14 protein-coding genes and 1 pseudogene are annotated in these 18,790 nt (G+C 39.1%); 4 read left to right on the top strand and 11 right to left on the bottom strand.

Features of this window, described 5'->3' with window-relative positions; genetic code table 11:
* Window positions 1-41: 41 nt before the first annotated feature.
* The 9 genes and pseudogenes from holA to J5A74_05620 all read right to left on the bottom strand — a co-directional run bounded on the left by holA (window position 42) and on the right by J5A74_05620 (window position 10,313).
* Window positions 42-1,016, bottom strand: coding sequence for a DNA polymerase III subunit delta (gene holA, locus J5A74_05660; protein ID QUI94925.1), 975 nt, complete (start codon window positions 1,014-1,016; stop codon window positions 42-44).
* Between the two features lie 190 nt (window positions 1,017-1,206).
* Window positions 1,207-2,304 carry an IS200/IS605 family element transposase accessory protein TnpB gene (gene tnpB / locus J5A74_05655; protein ID QUI94924.1) on the bottom strand — a complete coding sequence of 366 codons (1,098 nt, stop codon included), beginning with the start codon at window positions 2,302-2,304 and terminating at the stop codon, window positions 1,207-1,209.
* Window positions 2,304-2,726, bottom strand: a pseudogene (tnpA, locus tag J5A74_05650) (IS200/IS605 family transposase). The gene tnpB and the pseudogene tnpA overlap by 1 nt, the downstream one beginning before the upstream one ends.
* 134 nt (window positions 2,727-2,860) lie before the next feature.
* A complete protein-coding gene (locus J5A74_05645; GenBank protein QUI94923.1) occupies window positions 2,861-5,125 on the bottom strand; it encodes a DNA internalization-related competence protein ComEC/Rec2 in 2,265 nt (754 codons plus the stop codon).
* Between the two features lie 30 nt (window positions 5,126-5,155).
* A complete protein-coding gene (locus tag J5A74_05640; GenBank protein ID QUI94922.1) occupies window positions 5,156-6,079 on the bottom strand; it encodes a GerMN domain-containing protein in 924 nt (307 codons plus the stop codon).
* Complete coding sequence (locus J5A74_05635; protein QUI94921.1) at window positions 6,063-7,556, bottom strand: sensor histidine kinase; 1,494 nt, start codon at window positions 7,554-7,556, stop codon at window positions 6,063-6,065. Before J5A74_05635 ends, J5A74_05640 begins: the two co-directional genes overlap by 17 nt.
* 22 nt (window positions 7,557-7,578) lie before the next feature.
* Window positions 7,579-8,436 carry a DegV family protein gene (locus tag J5A74_05630; GenBank protein QUI94920.1) on the bottom strand — a complete coding sequence of 286 codons (858 nt, stop codon included), beginning with the start codon at window positions 8,434-8,436 and terminating at the stop codon, window positions 7,579-7,581.
* Complete coding sequence (locus J5A74_05625) at window positions 8,437-8,607, bottom strand: hypothetical protein (protein QUI94919.1); 171 nt, start codon at window positions 8,605-8,607, stop codon at window positions 8,437-8,439. It lies immediately after the preceding gene.
* A gap of 80 nt (window positions 8,608-8,687) precedes the next feature.
* Entirely contained in the window at window positions 8,688-10,313 is a 1,626-nt protein-coding gene (locus J5A74_05620; GenBank protein ID QUI94918.1) for a cell wall-binding protein, read from the bottom strand.
* 310 nt (window positions 10,314-10,623) lie between these two features.
* On the opposite strand from J5A74_05620, the gene J5A74_05615 reads away from it, so the two are divergent.
* From J5A74_05615 to J5A74_05600, 4 genes are all read left to right on the top strand, one after another.
* Complete coding sequence (locus J5A74_05615; protein QUI94917.1) at window positions 10,624-12,417, top strand: NTP transferase domain-containing protein; 1,794 nt, start codon at window positions 10,624-10,626, stop codon at window positions 12,415-12,417.
* 73 nt (window positions 12,418-12,490) lie between these two features.
* Window positions 12,491-13,669, top strand: coding sequence for a cell wall-binding protein (locus J5A74_05610; GenBank protein QUI94916.1), 1,179 nt, complete (start codon window positions 12,491-12,493; stop codon window positions 13,667-13,669).
* 17 nt (window positions 13,670-13,686) lie between these two features.
* Window positions 13,687-15,435, top strand: a complete 1,749-nt coding sequence (locus tag J5A74_05605; protein QUI96762.1) for a glycoside hydrolase — start codon at window positions 13,687-13,689, stop codon at window positions 15,433-15,435.
* Window positions 15,436-15,500: 65 nt separating this feature from the next.
* Complete coding sequence (locus tag J5A74_05600) at window positions 15,501-16,526, top strand: acyltransferase family protein (protein ID QUI96761.1); 1,026 nt, start codon at window positions 15,501-15,503, stop codon at window positions 16,524-16,526.
* Between the two features lie 44 nt (window positions 16,527-16,570).
* Here J5A74_05600 and J5A74_05595 read toward each other — a convergent pair whose 3' ends face one another.
* Window positions 16,571-17,461, bottom strand: a complete 891-nt coding sequence (locus J5A74_05595) for a TIGR01212 family radical SAM protein (GenBank protein ID QUI96760.1) — start codon at window positions 17,459-17,461, stop codon at window positions 16,571-16,573.
* Window positions 17,454-18,635 (bottom strand): glycosyltransferase, encoded by a 1,182-nt coding sequence (locus J5A74_05590; protein QUI96759.1) that lies wholly within the window; start codon window positions 18,633-18,635, stop codon window positions 17,454-17,456. Before J5A74_05590 ends, J5A74_05595 begins: the two co-directional genes overlap by 8 nt.
* Window positions 18,636-18,790: the final 155 nt, after the last annotated feature.

Below are 18,790 nucleotides of genomic sequence, written 5' to 3'. Positions count from 1 at the left end.
ATTTTTTGCCACAGGTTACCGTCATGACCTGTGGCCTTTTTTTATCCTTTGATTTGCTCTTTGCTCATAATCAATAATTCGACTGCAATCTGTTCGGGCATTAACCCCGTCTTTACTCGCATCTCCATATCTAGGCAGCCATTGAGTATTCTCTGTAACTCTTCTTTTGAAAATGCACTTGCCTGTCTCATCAATTTCTCTGCAATATAGGGCTGTAAATTCATTGCATTTCCAATGCTATATTTGTCCATTCCCTGCATCTGTCTCACCTGCAAAAGTTGATTAAATTGTTTACTTAACAAGCTCAAAATTCGCATTGGAGGTTCCCTCAGAATAAGCAAATCCTCATAGTAGTGCATTGCCACCCCAATCTTTTTTTGTACAATAGCACTGAGCATATCAAAAATCTTATTTTCCACACCGACAGTCGTAATATCCTCAATATCACTTCGCTCAATGACCTGTGCTTCCCCAATATAAGCCACCAGCTTTTCAACCTCTGTTGTAATATGTTGTAAATCATTGCCCACATAACTCAAAAATAAATCTAAATCTGCCGCACGAATATTTTTTCCCATCCGCCCCATCAGTGCTCTTGTCCAATCTCGCAACTTTCTTGGCTCCATCCGCTTGCATTCACAGATTGTGCCAAGCAAGGACAGCTTTTTGTACAATTTCTTTCTCTTGTCAATTTTCTCTCCCTCAATAAAGATGAGACAGGTTGTCTCTGGAAGATTTTCTATATACCCTCCCATTTTTTCATTTCCATTCAAAAACCACTCACTGTTTTCCATGATAACACATCGCTTTTCTGCAAAAAATGGCAGAGTTTCTGCTATCGCTATCACTTCATCTACATCAATACCTTTTCCCTCAAAATAAGAAAAATTCACTTCATCCTCGCCAATAATTGCTGATTTTAAGCGGTTTTTGTAATAAATTTTTAAGTAGTTTTCCTCTCCAAACAAAAGGTAACTATTCTTTAATTGCCCAGATTTTAACTCTTCCTCAATCACAATTCTTCCTCTACCTTGTTCCTTTCTCCTGTCATCTTAACTTGACACTCCCCACAGCTAAAGCAGAGGGATTCTTGCTTCAACCACTACTGCATTGTGTGATACCATGCGGTATCGCAATGTCTTACACAGTGTCCACAAGCTAGATTATACTGTTTCCGTATGCCCTACGGTGCAGTTTTCTATAGGCTTATGCCGACTGCATTTGCAGTCCTTTATTTAAAATATTTATGCTTGCGTTGGTATCCCTGTTATGTATGGTATGGCAGTCTGGACATTCCCATACTCGGACTGCTAGATTTTTTACCAGCGAATTCTTGTACCCACAGCAAGAACAAGTCTGACTGCTTGGATACATCGTTGGCACTTTGATTAGATCATTTCCATACCAGGCAGACTTATACTTGAGCATATCAAAGAACTTCCTCCAGGATGCAGAACCGATGTGCTGTGCCAGTTTATGATTACGCATCATGTTCTTTACTTTCAAATCTTCAATGCAGATGGTTTGGTTTTCACGAATCAGCAGGGTAGACTGTTTTTGTAAAAAATCGTTTCTCTGATTTGTAATCTTTTCGTGGACTAAGGCAACTTTGACACGCTGCTTATTGCGGTTGTTAGAGCCTTTTTGTTTTCTCGACAGCATACGTTGTTCACGAATGAGTTTACGCATTGATTTTTCAAGATATTTTGGGTTGGACACGACCTTTCCGTTGCTGTCAGAGTAAAAATCTTTAATACCAACATCAATGCCTATAGAGCCAGCATTGTTGGGGCTTGGCTGTGGTTCAAATTCCACATTAAGCACTGCAAAATACTTTCCTGTAGGAGTACATTGAATCGTTACATTGTTAATTTTTCCTACTTCCATCGACTGACGTATTTTGATATAGCCAAGTTTAGGGAGTTTGATGTATTTTCCTGCAATACGGATATGATTACCTTGGTTTACCGTCCTGTACGACTGATGTCTGTTATGTTTACTTTTGAATGTTGGGTGTGCTGCACGTTTCTGAAAAAAGTTTACAAAACCTCTGTCGAGGTCACGCAAAGACTGTTGTAATGCAATAGAATCTACCACTTTAAGAAAAGCAAAGTCTTCACACTTTTTGAGTTCCGTCAGCATAGCCGAAGTCTGAACATAGCCAATTTTATTGCCGCTATCATAGGCTTCATTGCGCATAGCAAGTCCTTTGTTGTAGATCAGTCTACAACAGCCAAAAGTCTGATTGATTAAATTTTGCTGTTCCTTGTTTGGGTAAATTCTAAATTTGATTCCTTTTTGCATTATCCAAGTTTATCCTTTTGTCTTTGCGATGTTTTCTGATTTTCGATATACTGCTTGATCACATCAAGCAAAGCACCACCAATAGTTGATACAAAATAGCGGTTGGTCCACAATGACGGTATTCTTGTTTTTCATGATGGATATTCACTTCTCAAAACTTTTGAAGTATATCCTTTTAATGATTTAACCGCTTTGTGAATACCGAACTGAGGAGCTACCTCCATGAGTAGGTGTACATGGTCTGACATGATTTCCATTTCCATGATGTCTACAGAAATATTTGCAGCATACTCAAGAAGAAGTTCCTTTCATCGGGTATCGATTCCATTTGTTAAAATTTTGTGTCTATACTTAGGACACCACACAACATGATATTTGCAAGAATAGATGATATTGTTATTAGATTTATATATAGTATTCATATTTGTATGATATACAATTTTTAAATCTAATGCAAGAGTATTTTGTTCCCTCTTCAATTACTTGCGTAAATTGGATGGAAGTGTCTTATATCCCCATAGCTAAAGCAAAGGGTTTTACGACACGTTGGATAAATTTACTCCCTTTTGTATCCTCGAATCTTCATTCTTTTTCCATCTGTCTCCAATCGTATTGCCCCACTTTTTTGCGTAGAAAAAACTCGGGTTCCTGCCTCCTCCAGTCGCTTGAGCACTTCCTTGCTGGGATGACCATAGCGATTTTTCTTTCCATAAGACAAAATTACAGTATTCGGTCTTAATGCCCTAAGCCAATGATCACCTGTCGAGGTCTTTGAACCATGATGCCCCGCCTTTAAGACATAAACTGGGCAAATCTCCTTGGAATGTAAAATTTCCTCTTCCTCCTCTATTCTGGCATCCCCCATCAACATCATAGAAAAATCTTTTTCTTGATACCACAACACAATGCTCTGTGCATTAACATTTTCAATTTTTTCTCCTCTTTTCGGCGACAGACAGGTAAATTTTCCCCTTCCAATCAAAAACTCATCCCCTGCTGCACAATATAAAATGGGAATCTGCCGATCTTTTGCCAGTGCCTTAATTTTGTCATAATGCTCGTCCTCCCTCGCAGGTTCAGGCAAATAAATTTTTTCCACTGCAATATCACTATTTTCGATCAGCCACAAAATACCATTAATATGGTCAATATCCGCATGTGTCAAGAACACTGCATCAAGGTGATGCACTGCATTTGCCCCTAAAAATGGACAGAGAACATATTCACCTAGCTTTTTGTTTGAACTGCTGCCAGCATCCACAAAGATATTTTCCCCTCCCACTTGCAAAAATATCCCATCGCCCTGTCCCACATCAAGAAAGGTCACCTGTGTGTGCTTTGGATAGGGATGACGCAAAAATAAGAGAAAAAAGAGCATCATCATAGCTTCTACACTAAGAACTTTCCAAGGAGCAAACACCTTCTTTTTTTGATGGAAAAAGATCATGAAGCACTCCAAAAAAAACATAATTCCATAACTAATCAAAATCCTTGCCATAGATGGTCGTCCAACAAGAAGGCTGTGTCCTGGCAATTTTTCGCATAAATTGCAAATCCATTGATAAAAAAATAGAGTTGCTGAAGCAGGATAGATCATAAATTTGGCCAGTGGGATACAAAATGCTGAAAGACACAGAGAAAAAATCCCCGACCAGATAATCATGCCCATCAAAGGAATCACCAATAAATTAATGAGCACTCCATACAGTGGAATGGAAAAAAAGAAATAGGCAATCACTGGCATTGTCACAATTTGTATAGAAAGGCTTACAACCAAAGCCTGTGCCATCTCCTTCTTTTTGCTGTCCTGAAGCAATCGATGGATACTCATTGCTGGCCCTCCAATGGCCAATATTGCCAAAAAAGATAATAAAAATCCACATTGAAAAAGTTGATAGGGAGAAAATAAAAGTATCCAAGAAGCAGAGAAGGCCATCGCACTCAGTAAATCATAGCTTCGCCCAAGATACTGCGAAACAAAGAATAACGCCAACATACTACTTGCCCGAAGAACACTCACACTCGCCCCAGTAAATTCCGAATATAGATAGAGAATCAATGAGGCACAAAGACCACTGCAAAGGAAATTCCACCTCAATCTCTTTCGCAGTAATTGATACAAACTCATTCCAAGAATAGAGATATGTAGCCCACTAATGGCGAGAAGATGAGCAATCCCATTTTTTCTGTAAAGCTGATACATCTGGGGAGAAAGATCGGACTTTTCCCCCAGTAGAGCAGCCTCCAAAAAGCCTGAAACCTCCTCAGAAGCAAAGCTTTGCATCTTCTTTATCATTTGTCGTTTGATATCAAAAAGGTATTGTTTCGGCCAATTTACCCAATGGTCAACAATTTCTACCTCCTCTATAAAGGCAATTTTTTCAATTCCTATAGATTTATAGTAGAGATCGGCACAAAAGCTTCCTGGATTGGATGCTGGCTGTGGCGGAGAAAATTCTCCCCTACAGGAAATTAAATTTCCAATACAAATATCTTCCCCCACCTTCCTCTTGTCCGCATAAACTAATACATGGCGACCATAAAAAAGAATTTTTTCCTCTTTCTCTTCAATTTTATGTACTCGAAGATAAATTTTTTGCTCTCCCAAAATTTTTTCTGTGTGAGAGTGCTTCACACAACTCATCGAGCACACACCAAGCAAAAATGTGAGGCAAAAAATACTATATCCTCTCCATTTTTTGTACGCAAAAGAGACGATCAAAGCTATGATCGCCACTATGCTCACCCACTTACCTATTCCAAAACACATCAGCTCTCCAAGCACAATTGATGCTGCAATAAGTAACCAAGGTCTCTTCATTTGTTCCTCTATATATCTATATATGTTGGGTTAATTGATATATTCCATATTTCGCTCAAATAGGGTACTCAAGTCAATATCATCTTGATATTTATAATTTTGTGAACCATTCACTGAAATCTGTACCTTTGAAACTCCCGATATCTCAGAGAGCGAATTGACAATGGAATAAATTGTGACATAATCTTTTTGATTTGGGATGGCTGTCAAGAAATTTGTGTCAAAGTTGACATAACAAATTCCATCATTGATGGAAGTATTAATCAATTTTGTGTCTGCGGCAATGGTCTTTTTATTCTTTGCATTGGTTGGACCATGCATCAATTCATTGATCACTACCTTTTCCATTGGTGTATTAATATTATAAAACACTTCATGCGTTTCTTCCACCAATTTTTCGCCCTTTTCATCAGAAAAATAGAGTTTTAACTTTGCCCTTTCATAGGAATTGACATTAGAAACACTATCTAAAAAATCATCTCCTGAAAAAGTAGTCACATCATTTTTTGCTGTAATTTGTTGATCTCCCACATAGATGCTAATAAATTGAATTCCATCTATCTGTGTCAGCGTCTTCGCTAGCCCTGCACGACATAAAATCTCCCTAGTCTTATCCATTTTGGCATACTCATCACTAAAGTATAAAGTTAATGTCTTTCCATCTAGCTTATACCTTTGATAAATTTCCTTTTGTGGAAGGACGCTCGCCAAGTCCTGTTGGCCCTCTGGCACATTCAATAGTTGTGTCAGAGATTCTTCTACTAAATCTTCTTTTTTTGTCGCCTCAGGTTTGTATACAATAGAAGTGAGTGCTGTCTGCGAAGAATTGAGATAATAAATTCGGAATTCATCATTTGGCAATTCGTTTTTTACTTTTTCCTTCTTCGCACAGCCAATAAAGACAAAAAAGAGAATAAAAAGCACATAAAATATCCATTTACTTCTTTTTTTCATTCTTTTCTCCCCTCTGTTTGCCCATCACATTTGGCTTTTCTTCTTTAATATACTTTAGAGGGATACGAATAGAAAAAGTACTGCCCTCTCCCTCTTTGCTGGTCACTTTAATAATGCCTTTGTGACGCAAAATAATATTCTTTGTAATGGCAAGACCCAGTCCTGTTCCTCCAGTCTCCCTCGATCTCGCTTTGTCCACTCGATAAAAGCGTTCAAAGACCATATCCTGAAATTCCTCCGGAATGCCCACACCTGAATCACTCACCTTGACATAGAAAAACTTATGGTCTGCATCCAATACAACTTTGACCCAACCCTTTTCATTGTTATATTTTACTGCATTTTCTACTAAGTTATTGAGTGCCAAGGATAACTTTGTTTCATCGACTTCAGCCACCACATCCCGAATCGATTCTAATGTAACCTCAATATTTCTCTTTAGAGCAATCGGTTTAATCCTCTTTAAAATTTGTTCGAGCAATGCGTTAATATCCACCTGCTCTGTATTCAGCGTATCTGCGGCCTTATCAAGCTTGACTAAAGACAAAAGATCATCAATAATCTTTGCCTCTCGATCAATTTCGTCTGAAATATCCTTCATAAATTCCTGATACAACTCCACAGGTGCCTCTTCCATGCTGTTGATGGAATCAGCTAAAACTCGAATGGAGGTAATCGGTGTCTTTAGCTCGTGAGAGACATTGGCCACAAATTCATCTCTCGATTGATCCAATGCCCGAAGTTTAGCATAAGTCGCATTGATAGTATCAGAAATATCCCTTGTCACTGTATATTGGTTGATATGCAATTCCTGATCCATATCTCCCTCAGAAATTTTTTGTAAATCTTCCCTTAAATTTTTAAATGGTCGAGTCAACATCGCCGCAATAATAATACTAAGACCAAATACTGCTGCAAATATTGTAATTTCTAACATCAACATTTGTTCGCTCGTATTGTTTAAAATATTAAATTCTCCCTCTGTCGAAGAGGTCACTAAGATAACCCCTTCAATATCCTTGTTATCTGGTCCCGCATAAATTGGGGTTGTCTGTATGATGTAATTCTTTCCTTCGATATATTTACTTGTATTTTCTCCTCGAAAACAGCGCAACACTTCCTCAGCAACATTAATCTTGCCCTCTGCAATATTAAAGGTATCCTTGACAATGCGAAAATCCTTATTCACAATGACAATTCGACCATTGTAGATATCTGCAAAATTATCAATGGAGCGATCAAGCCCCTCGTTTTCCTCCCCAGAAGCGAAATAGGCCGAACGCATTAAATTATTTGACAAAATCAATGCCTGACTTTGTAATGAAATTTTTCTTTCCTCAATCTCTGCCTTTCCAAAGCTTCCCAATAGCACACGACCATAAATCACTCCAGGTACAAAACTCATCACCACTAGAATGATAATCAATAATGGTCGAAAATGAATCGCTGGCAGAGAAAATCCCCTCTTTTTTTCCATTGTTTCACCCTGCCATCTTCTGTTATATTCTCTTTACTGCTCCGAGCACAAGAGTTCCAGGTCCAACATGAGTGGCAACAGAAAGTGCAAGATCAAATACAATCACCTTCTTTTTCCCTAACTTTTCACTGACTTCTTCTGAAAATTCCTGTGCAAGTTCAAGACAATCGCTGTGTGCCACAAACCAATCCACCTCTTTTTCTGACACCCATCGACTTTGCACATCTTTTTGCACTGCTTCAAACATAACTTCCTTGGCCTGTCGCATTGTGCGCACTTTACTAAAAGAATCAATCTTTGCCCCCTGTATAGTCAACACAGGTTTAATTCTTAAGAGCGTGCCAATCGCTGCTGCCGCCGCAGTGATTCGCCCACCCTTTTTAAGATACTTCAATGTATCCACAGTCAAGTAAATTGTTGCCTCTAGACTTTCCTTTTCCAAAATCCGAACGATTTCTTGTGGTGAAACTCCCCTCTCAATTAATTTCTTTGCATCTAATGCGGATGCCCACTGGGAATAGGAAATTCGATGATTGTCAACTACAAAGACCTTCCCTACATAATTTTCATCCCTTGCTAGAGCAATTGCATTTTGGCAAGCGGAAGAAAGACTCGAAGACATTGGAATGTGAATAATCGCCTCGTACTCCGCTAATAGCTTATCCCATAGTTCCATTAACATCGACAGAGATGGCTGAGAGGTCGTAATATTTTCTCCTCCCTTTTGTTTTTCAAAGAAAGTTGCTCGCTCTAAGCTCACTCCCTCTAAATACTCCTTTTCTCCAATCTGAAATGGCATTGGCAAAATATAAACGCCATATTTCTCCCCCTGTGCTGGAACAAGTCCGCAGTTACTATCTGTCACTACTGCTATTTTCATCTATTTATCCTTTTTCTCGTCCTTTACTTTATCCTTTAATTTTTCAAACGCCTCTCTCTCACTCATCGGCTTCATATCCTCATCCTTATTGCTATAGGCATGCTTTGCATAAATCAAACAGGCCACCCCTGCCAAGGCAACCAGCACAACAATTCTCAGCACATTTCCCATTTCTATCTCCTTCCTATGCAAAAACAGGAGAGCTCACGCCCTCCTGCCCGCAATTAGAATTTATCTCTCTAATCTATATATTAGTTGTCAATCTCGATTGAATCAACCTTGTAGTTTGATGTATGGATCTTGTAGTCGTCTCCATCCTTCTTAGAACCACTCTTAATCATACCACCAGTTGTGTTGATTGCGTAGAAGTCGCCATCAGCAGCTGTTGTTGTGATTGCATATGTTGTGTGGTTGTCATTTGTGTGAGCAGTATCAATTGCTCCGAAGTGTCTGATGAAGTCTGCTGTATCCCAAGGTATGATTGTACCATCAGTCTTGTACTGGAAGATTGTTACCTTATCATCATTTGAAGCCTTTGCAAGCTTACCAGCTATGTACAACTTGTGGTTGTCTACACCAACTGTACCCTGACCCTTTGTAGATGAAGATGTCTTGAACTGGAACTTGTATGACTCGCCATCAAGATCAACATTCTGAGCACCTGTCTTCATAGATCCGTCATCGCTGTTACCGAAGTAGTAAGCTGCGATTGTACCATTAGCAATATCTGCTGCATGATTATTGTAGAACTTGTCGTACTCGTCATTTGTATCGTAGTCCTTTTTGTCAAGGATTGAAACGATGTCCTTTGTTCCGCTCATCTGGAAGAAGTGAAGACCTGTTACCATCTGACCATACTCATCAAATGCATACTTCTTGCCATTGATTGTCTTAATCTCATTTGCTACGATGTTTCCGTCGCCATCTGCATAGAACCATGAGTTTGAACCATCATCATAGTCTGACTTATTTAAGAAGTAACCTGGAACAACCTTGAACCATCCCTTAGTCTTTCTAGCACCATCCTCTGGTGTTGAGAAGTACTTAAATGTCTCAGAGTATGTCTTATTACCCTGTAAACCGCCATTAGCAACAGTAGCGTCTGAAGTTGTAGCAAATGTATGCCAATCAGCTAACATACGACCATACTGATCAAAGCCATACTTCTTGCCATTGATTGTCTTGCCCTTCTCGTCTGTAGTCTTCTTACCTGAGGACTTGAAGTAGAACCATCTTGTCTGGTTCTCATCCCAGAAACCATCTCCTGGCTGCTCATCTACAGAGTTGTCATCATAGATTGAGATCTCTCTCCAACCTGTAGCCATAGCTCCGTCTGTCTCATCACCGAAGTAATACTGACCATCCTGGAACTCTGAAGCCTCATCTGTTGAGTTAACCATCTCACCGTTGTCGTTTACCCAACCGTAGAGCATCTGACCATCTTCATTGAATGTATACTTCTTACCATTGATTGTCTTAAGAGATACTCTTCCTGTTGAAGTTGTCTTATATGCCTTACCGTTTGATCCGAAATAATACCACCAAGCGTTTGGCTGGTTAGCATCATCACCTGCATCCTGATTGTCAAGAGCAACCCACTGGTTAGTAACCATAGCACCGTTAGCATCTACATAGTAACGATCATTGTCATCCTCGATCAATGTGTCTACAGCCATCTCGCCGTTATCATTGAGGTAGAACCAGTTATCTCCTGATTTTGCCCATGTATTTGTTACCTGATTTCCACTTCTGTCATAGTAAACCCATGTTCCGTTCTCCTCTTGCCAACCTGTGGCAGCGAAAGAAGTCATAGATGCACCAAGTGCAAGAAGTGCTGCTGCTGAAACTACTGCAGCGATTTTAGTCTGCTTTCTCATAATAAATGCACTCTCCTTTTAAATTTTGAAATCCGCTTTAGTTAAACCCTAATTGCGTTCAAGGGTATCATACTACTAAAAAGTAGATTTATCAACCAAATTTTACAATCTCCTTCTTCTTTCCCTCGAACTTGTGCCTAGTATAAACTATTTTTTACCAAAATTCTATATCTTTTCTATAGACATTTTCTTACAAAACTTTTACTTTATCACTGTAAAATAAAGTTTTTTTGTGATATAATGTTCAAAACTACTTTTTAAAAGTTTTAAAATAAACATATAATCATCATTTTTTTAATGGAGGAATTTTATGCAACGCTTAGTATTAATTTGTCGTAATCTTTACGAACAACCTGCACAATCCCAAAGAGATCTTGCGAAAAAACTTTCTCTTTCCCTGGGCACAATTAACACTACTATGGCTAAGGCCCTTGACCTTGGCTATATTACAAAAGAAGATTATGGCTATCCCCTCACCCAAAAGGGACTCGACTTCTTAGAAAATTACCGTGTGGATGCTGCCCTTTTTCTTGCTGCTGGATTTGGTTCTCGCTTTGTCCCCCTAACCTATGAAACACCAAAGGGTCTTTTAAAAGTCTTTGGTGAGCGAATGATTGAGCGACAAATTCAACAACTCCACGCCGTGGGCATCACCGATATCACCATCGCTGTTGGCTATCTAAAGGAAAAATTTGAATATCTTATCGATGCCTATGGTGTAAAACTTCTTTACAATCCTGAATATGCCACAAAAAATACCTTGGCTACACTTTGGAATGCTCGCTCGGCCATTGAGGGAAAAAATGTCTATATCCTCTCCTGTGACAACTGGATGAGAGAAAATATGTATCACACCTATGAACCGACTAGCTGGTACTCTGCCTCTTACATGGAAGGAACTACCGAAGAATGGTGTCTATCGACCACAAAGAAAGGAAGAATTTGTGATATTCAAATTGGTGGAAGTGACAGCTATGCCATGTATGGCCCTGTATATTTTACAAAAGAGTTTCTCGCCCAATTTTTGCCAAAACTTGGTGCCGACTATGCCCGCCCATCGACAAAGGAGCACTACTGGGAGCACACGCTTTTAGACTGGGTAAAGACGGGAAAACCAGAAATCTATATCAATCGCCAGCCAAAAGATCAAGTCTACGAGTTTGAAAGCTTGGAAGAATTGCGCGCCTTTGATCCATTTTATCAGGATCACTCTGACAATATGGCCATGAATCTCATTAGCAAAGTTTTTCATGTTTCACAATCAGAAATCACCGATATTTGCTGTCTCAAAGCAGGTATGACCAATCAATCATTTTTATTTCGAGTGAAAGACAAACGCTACATCTGTCGCATTCCTGGGCCTGGAACCGATATGCTCATCGACCGAAGAGCCGAGCACAACAACTATGCCACCGTAGCACCACTGCAGATTACAGAAGAAATTGTCTACTTCAATGAAGTCACAGGATATAAGATTTCTGTTTACTACGAACAATCAAGAACAGCAAACTTTTCCGACATTGAAGATCAAAAAAAGGCTATGGCACTCCTTCGCAAATTACACCGTGCAAAATTGCAATCCAATCATTCCTTTGATATTGAGGAAAGAATTTTATTTTATGAAAATCTTTGCACAAGCTATGGTCAAGAAATTCCATTTGAAGATTACAAAAAAATTAAAAAGAATATGATGCAACTTATTCAGGATATTTCCAACAGCCCAAGACCATCGGTGCTCAGTCATGTTGACAGTGTTTGTGACAATTTTCTCTTTGTAAAGAAAGGTGATATCGAAGAAGTCAAGCTCATTGACTGGGAATATGCTGGTCAAGCTGACCCACTCATTGACATTGCGATGTGTTGTATTTATTCCTATTTTAATAGAAAACAATCCGATGAACTTCTTCGTGTCTACCTCGAGCGAGAGCCAAATCGTGAGGAATATGCCACACTCTATGCCTATATGGCCCTTGGCGGATTTTTATGGACACTTTGGGCTATTTATAAGTCCCATCAAGGAGAAAATTTTAGTGACTACACACTGGTGATGTATCGCTATGCCAAGGATTATTTCCATTATCATAACGATGTCTTGAAAATGTAAGAACTTTTTTCACACACATTATGTTATAATCTCTCTATACATACTGATAGCAATGAAATTTTAGGAGGTATAGATGAGACAGTTAAAGCAAATGGCAACACTTGCACTTACCGGTATCTTGACCATTGCCCCTACATGGAATGCATTCGCAGCGAGTGGCTGGGTCAATGAGGACAAGTCTTGGGTATATTACGACACAAATGGAACAAAACATAAGGGCTGGATACAGACAAGAGATGGCTACTACTATATGGATCTTGACACTGGAAATATGTCCATCGGTTGGAAGGACATCAATAAAAAATGGTATTACTTTAAGAGCAGTGGTTTGATGAATCTTGGTTGGATTAAAGATGGAAATACTTGGTATTACAATCTTTCAGATGGCGTAATGGTCTCTTCTGGCTGGCTAAAAATTGATGGCAACTACTACTATATGCGAAGCAATGGTGCAATGGCTGTTGGTTGGCGAAATATGGACAATCATTGGTACTACTTTAAGGCTGACGGTCGCTGTACTTTTGGCTGGAAAAAAATTGATAATAAGTGGTACTACTTTGCCAAAGACGGAAAAATGGTCACCGATTGGAAGGAAATTGATGGCAATTACTACTTTATGGACAATGCTGGCGTGATGAAGACAGGCTGGATCAATGTCGGCACCAATCGCTACTATCTCGATGAAAGTGACAAACATCTTGGACGAATGACTAAGGGATGGAAAAAAGTTGGTGATGGTTGGTACTACTTTAATTCTAGTGGCTTCTTGATGAAAGGCTGGGTAAAGTCAGGCAACAAATTCTACTACTTAAGAGAAGATAGTGACGGAAAAATGGCCATCAATACGACCGTCAAGATTGGAAACGAGAGTTACACCTTTGATAAAAATGGTGTTTACACTGGCGGAAAGGCAAGTTCATCTGCTGCTACTGTGCCAGAGCCATTTACAAGTGCTGCACAGACGACTACTGCAGAGACAACCAGTGGTTCTTCTACTGCCCAGACCAAGGCTGATGCTAAGTCAAATCCTGGCAATGTCATTGGCAACCAAGGGCCAACGAATCTTGCCTCCGCAACATCAACAGCAGTAGATCAATCATCAACTGCAGTGGCTCAATCATCAACTGCTGCAACTACAGTGGCAAAGGAAACAACAAAAGCCAGTCCATCAAAACCTGTTGCCTCATCAAAGCCAAGCAATGTAAATCGTGATGGCGGACTACAAGAGGGACGCACAGATGGTCCAAGATAAAAGCAGAAAGGAATACCATGTACAAAAAAAATAAATTTTGCTTAAGTGCAATGGTTCTTGCCGCTATCTTATCTTTTCCCACAACAATCTCCTCGCAGGCCGCCGTCGATCCCGCCAATGCATGGAAAAAGCAAAATGATGGCAGTTATTTAATGTATGACGGCTCTTCCTTAAATGGAGTTATTGCCAGAGGCATTGATGTTTCCAAATGGCAGGGCACGATTGATTGGACAAAGGCTTCAAAGGATGACATTCAATTTGTTATGATTGGCACTAAGGCAAAGACCGGACTTGACGAGCAATTTCATGCCAACGCAAAAAATGCAGCACAAAATGGTGTAAAACTCGGAGCCTATATTTACTCCCGTGCAACCAATACCACAGAAGCCGCAAAAGAGGCGGATTTTGTGCTCAACTTGGTCAAGGACTATCCTATTTCCTACCCCATCGCCTACGATATTGAGGATGATGCCACACAGGGCAGTCTCTCCAAAAGTCAACTGACTCAGATTATCGACACCTTTTGCAATAAGATTAAAGCCGCAGGCTATTATCCGATTATCTATGCCAATGACTACTGGATTTCCAATAAATTCGACAGCAATATTCCCAAAAAATATCCCATTTGGGTTGCTCGCTACAATATCAAGCACACCTTTGCCACCCCTGTGATGTGGCAAGCCAGCAGTACAGCAAAGGTTGCGGGTATTCAAGGGGATGTCGACATCGATTTTCAATACAAGAGTTTTGAGGGAAAGACTTTGGCTACCACTTGGAGAAATATTGGTGGAAAGCAATACTACTACAAGAATTATCAACCACAAAAAAACACTTGGGTATTTGATCAGAATAAGTGGTACTATCTTGGCTCTAGTGGAACAAAGCTCACCGGCTGGATTGCCACTGGAAACAAAAAGTATTATCTAGATTCCAGTGGTGTGATGAAAACTGGTTGGATTAAAGATGCAAATTCTTGGTACTATGCGAACGCCAGTGGTGCGATGGTCACTGGTTGGGTCAAAGACAAAAATCTTTGGTACTATATGCTAAAAAATGGAAAGATGAAAACCGGTTGGGTCAACGATGGAAAAAATTACTACTATCTATCTTCCAGTGGTGCAATGAAAACTGGTTGGATCAAAGATGGTAGAAATTGGTACTATCTCGATGCCTCAGGTGCCATGCGCAGTGGCTGGTATATGGTCGGCGGTCTTTGGTACTTTATGGACAACTCAGGAAAAATGCTGACTGGTACCATCAAGTCCAATGGCAAAGTCTATTATCTTGCCAATGACGGACATATGTTAAGTAATACTATGGTCACCCTAAATGGTGCTCAATACTATGCCAATGCAAGCGGTGCACTTTCTGGCTACAGCGGAAATGCCCTTTTGGTTAGCACAGGTGGTGGGCATGTTAAGTCGGCCAGCATTCACATTGATGATACTACCACAACTGGTGGTGCAGATAATGCCTTCCAAGTTGATACTGCGACTGCTCAAACTAATGACACAACTAGCACGCAAAGTACGACAACATCAACTACTACTGAGGACAACAATTCGCAAGAAAGTAGTACACAAGCAAGTACGGAACAGGCAACGGATGACACAAGCAGTGCACAGACCAACACAGAAAGCGAATCTTCAACCTCTGTTATCTCTGGTCCTGGTTCAGATATCATCACTTCAACCAGTGCCGCAACAGGATATAATGGTGGTGCCTACACAGATGATGCTTCTCATGGTCCAGGTATTAAAAAATAAATTATTATCGGAGACGGTTTTTCCGTCTCCTTGTTTTTTTTCTCACATAGTGCTATGATACTAACATGGACAAGACATATTTTCACACAAAGATATATTTGATGATGACATTGCTTAGTTTTATTGTCATCTATAATCACGCACTCAATGTTGAGCTATTTATAGGTATCAATGACCACACCAGCACAATTGCTAGACTTGAGGAAACCATTGCTTCTATTGGACAAATGGCAGTCGCTGGCTTTTTTATGGTCTCTGGATATCTATTTTTTCGAGATTTCACAATAAAAAAATTGCCATTGAAGTGGAAGCGACGCTTTTTTTCTGTCTTTATTCCCTATATTGTATGGAATGGACTCTACTACCTCGGCTACTTTATTGCCAGCCGTCTTCCCTTTTGGACTGAAATTGTGGGAAAGGGAAAAATCTCTTTTTCTATCCATGAATTGCCAAGTATTTTATTGCACTACCGCTACAACTATGTCTTTTGGTTTGTCTTTCAACTCCTATTATTGATTGGGATTTCTCCACTGCTCTATATAGGAATTAAAAATCGCATTGTGGGAATATGTTTTATTATTCTATTGAGTTTCGTCATTTACTATAAAATTAATATTATTTATATCAATGAAGATGCCATCTGGTACTACACTGTGGCAGGATATGGGGCACTTCATGCCCAAGAATTTATTGAAGAAAAAATTTCGATATCTCGCTTCGTCTTTGGTCTATTTTTCATTTTTTTAGGCATATTTACCTTTTACTTATCAGAGGCTCTTTCCAGTGTACTCTGTATTGTTCTCTCTCGCTTTTTTGGTGCATTTGGAATATGGCTCAGCCTATTTTGTCCATCCTCCCATACTCTTCCCAACCTATTTCAGCGTTCATTCTTCATCTATGCCATTCACTTTTCATTCATTCGCATAATTAATAAAATTGGAGCAAGATTTTTGCCTCACACTCAGCTCTTTGCTGGAATTTTATATCTGGGTATGCCTATTTATATCTTTCTTTTAGCCAATCTCTGTGCAGAAATTTGTAGGCATATCTGCCCACGATTCTATCGCATTCTCTCTGGAAAGCGACCATAGAATATATAAAATAAAACTAAAAGAGAACAGCAAAGAGGCAGAGATTACACAATGATAATCCCTGCCTCTTCTAATGCCTTTTTCACTGTATTCATGACTCTCTTCTTATCTCCACTCCAAAGTGGTGCCAAAAGATCCTTTTTCTGCCCATCTCCAGTCAAGCGATGAAGAATCACTTCTTTTGGCAATACATAAAGACAATCAATTAAAATATCAATATATTCCTCAAGTGATAATACCGAAACTTTTCCTTTTTTCCACTCTCTGGCCATCTTTGTTCCCGCCAAAATATGTAATAGATGTAATTTAACTCCATCTGCTCCACTTTTTCCAATATATCTTGATGTCTCCACCATCATTTTCTTTGTCTCCCCCGGAAGACCAAGCATCTGATGGACAATCACCGTCATTCCTCTGGCCTTTAATCTTTTCATTGCATCATCAAATACACTTAGAGAATATTGGCGATTGATGTATATTGCCGTCTGCTCGTGTATGGTCTGCAAGCCAAGCTCAATCCATACAGGCTTAACACGATGAATGCGAACAAGCACTTCCATTATTTCCTCTGACAAACAATCTGGTCTTGTCGCAATCGAAATGGCCGCAACATCCTCTGGCTCAATCGCTTCCCTATACATCTTTTCTAATTCTTCTGGCGGCTTGCCATAAGTATTGGTAAAGGATTGAAAATAGGCGATGTACTTTGTTCCTGGCTTTACCTTCTTTGACACGAGGTCCCTTGCCTCTTTGATTTGCTCTTTAATATCGCCCCTCTGTGCAAATGCCCCTGCGCCATCACAAAAGATACAACCTCCCGTAGAGAGGGTGCCATCCCGATTTGGACAGGTGCATCCCGTAGAAAGTGCCAATTTATACACCTTCACGCCATAGTGATGCTTCAGCCAAGTATTGACACTTATTCTTTCATCCATCTACTTCTTCAATACCTTCAATATATTTTTTTGCATATGTCCCCCAAGTATATTTTAACTTAATCAGATCTTTAGCATTCATTCCAATTTGTCTAAATTTATCTGGTGAATCCGCTACTTCCAAAATTTTTTTTTGAAATTCTTCAGGTGAATTCGCTATCAATAAATGCTTTCCATCTTCTATTCCTACCATAGAGTCAGCTGCCAAACTCGTTACAATAGTTACTTTTCCAAGAGCCATACCCTCTAATACTTTATTCTGAATTCCTCCACCTGTCTGCATAGGTGCAATCACTGCTAATGCAGAATTCAAATAAATATACGGATCTTCTACAAAACCTGTCACCGTTACATTTCCAATTTTTTTTGCTTCCTCCTCTAGTTCTTTAGTCGGATAAGCACCAACAATAACTAGGGGAACCCTAGTTCCAATGTTTACATGAATATGTCGAATGTACCAAAGCATAGCATCTATATTAGGTTGATAGTTCATTTTTCCAATAAAAGCAACTGATCCAAAATATTTACGATCTACTTTTTCATAAGTAAAAAGCTTGTCTTCTACACCGTGAGGCAACAAGGAAACATTTCCCGAATCTTTCCAATAATGATATTCCTTTGCATTAAATAAATAAGTCACTTGGCTCAATTGAATAGCCTTGTTCTCATAAACTAATAATCTATTTTCTTCTATCCCATAGATAAATTTCCAAAAAAATGATCCCACTTTCTCCTTTGAATTCTTATAATTCAAAGCAATAGAATCTACCATATCAAAAACAACAATCTTTTCTTTTTGAACACAATATTTTTCTAGATATTTCCAAGTTCTTACCAAAGCAGCAATACAAATATCAGATTTTTTTGCATATTGATCTACTACTTGTTGAACACTTTTATCATAATAGTAACCTATTTGCAGTGGTTCTCTCTTACAAAATGCAATCAATATATGAAAAATCATCTTCCATCTAGAAAGCTTAACACTAGTGAAATTGATATTTTGCTCTATATAAAACTTTTTCTCTTCCTCTATAATATCATCCGTAGTTATAATAATTACTCTAACTTTATATTTTTTTGCAAGCGCCATTAAAAGATTATAATTTTTATTAGAATATCCACTAACAATAGGAAAAATCTGTCTTGGAAGAATAACTAAACAATTTTTCATTACAAATCTCCCCAAAATTACAATTGTTTTTCTTACTCCTATGTTACACAACAGCTTGATACATACAATGCATCAAGCTGTCTCCTATCTATATCTATTGTCTATTTAAAGTAAACGACAGATGTGTAGATATATCCGTCCCCTTAGTACTCCCT

It is taken from the genome of Lachnospiraceae bacterium oral taxon 096 (assembly GCA_018141845.1).
Lineage (GTDB): Bacteria > Bacillota > Clostridia > Lachnospirales > Lachnospiraceae > F0428.
Note: the sequence above shows the minus strand (reverse complement) of the source record. Positions and strands in the feature narration are given on the sequence as shown.